Source organism: Frankia sp. AgB1.9 (assembly GCF_016786355.1).
Classification (GTDB): domain Bacteria; phylum Actinomycetota; class Actinomycetes; order Frankiales; family Frankiaceae; genus Pseudofrankia.
Genome location: NZ_JADWYX010000261.1, coordinates 1 through 1,503, shown reverse-complemented (window position 1 = coordinate 1,503; position 1,503 = coordinate 1). Strand labels below are relative to the sequence as shown.

At 70.3% G+C, this 1,503-nt stretch carries 1 protein-coding gene; it reads left to right on the top strand.

Translation table 11 applies throughout. The annotated features are described in order from the left end of the window. Nucleotides 1-133: 133 nt before the first annotated feature. On the top strand, nucleotides 134-1,503 hold a 1,370-nt coding region (locus tag I6A60_RS41000), incomplete at its 3' end, for a helix-hairpin-helix domain-containing protein (RefSeq protein ID WP_203042194.1).

The following is a 1,503-nucleotide window of genomic DNA, read 5'->3' as shown; positions in this document are numbered from 1 at the left end:
CGGGTTGGCGTCGGTGGGGCCTGCGGTGCGGCCCCCGGCCCCTGCGGCGGGCGTGGCGGGTCTGTCCCCGCAGCGTCGTGGTGGGCGGCCGGGCGGGATCGGTGTCTCGGGGCCGGATGGTGCGCGGTGGGTGTTGTTGGACGCGACGTTGGAACGGGTGACGTTCGCGAGTGAGGAGACCGGTTACACGGTCGCCAAGGTCGATCCTGGCCGGGGTGGTGATCTGGTCACCGTTGTCGGGTCGCTGCTGGGGGCGGCACCGGGTGAGTTTCTGCGGATGCGGGGCCGGTGGGGTTCCCATCCCCAGCATGGGCGGCAGTTCCAGGTCGAGGACTACACGACGGTCCTGCCGGCGACGGTGCAGGGCATCCGCCGGTATCTCGGCTCGGGTCTGATCAAGGGGATTGGGCCGCGGCTCGCGGAGAACATCGTCGATCACTTCGGCGCCGACGCCCTCGATGTGATCGACACCGAGCCTGGTCGGCTGATCGAGGTTCCCAAACTCGGTCCGAAACGGGTCGCGGCGATCACCGCAGCGTGGGACGAGCAGCGGGCGATCAAGGAGGTGATGGTCTTTCTCCAGGGCGTCGGTGTGTCCACGTCTCTCGCCGTGAAGATCTACAAGAAGTATCGGGACGGGTCGGTCGACGTGGTCCGCCGGGAGCCGTACCGGCTGGCGAGCGAGGTGTGGGGCATCGGGTTTAAGACCGCGGACACGATCGCCCAGGCCGTCGGTATCCCGCACGACGCCCCGGAGCGGATCAAGGCGGGGTTGCAGTACACGCTGTCGGAGTCGACGAACGACGGGCACTGCTACCTGCCCGAGCAGCGGCTCCTCACCGACGCGGCGAAGATCCTCACCGTCGAGGTCGCCCAAGTGATCGACGCCCTCGGCGAGCTCGTCACCGAGGAAGGGGTCGTCCGGGAGGAGCTCCCGGGTGAGGACCCGGCGGTGGCGGTCGTCGGCTACTACCTGGTGCCGTTTCACCGGGCCGAGGTGTCGTTGGCCGGCCAGCTGCGGCGTCTCTTGCACGCCGACACCGACCGGCTCGGCGTGTTCACCACGGTGGACTGGGACGCTGCCTGGCGCTGGCTCGGGGGCCGGACGGGGGTGGAGCTGGCGGCGGCGCAGCGGGAGGCGGTCCGCCTTGCCCTGACGTCCACGGTTGCGGTCCTGACCGGGGGGCCGGGCTGCGGGAAGAGTTTCACGGTCCGGTCGATCGTGGAGATGGCGACCGCGAAGAAGACGAAGGTGCTGCTGGCCGCGCCGACCGGTCGGGCCGCGAAACGGCTGACCGAACTGACCGGGCATCCGGCGGCGACCGTGCACCGGCTGCTGGAGCTACGCCCCGGCGGAGACGCCGCCTACGACCGCGACCGCCCGCTGGACGCCGATCTGGTGGTGGTCGATGAGGCGTCGATGCTCGATCTGTTGCTGGCGAACAAGCTCACCCGCGCCGTCGCGCCCGGGGCGCATCTGCTGCTCGTCGGGGACGTCGACCA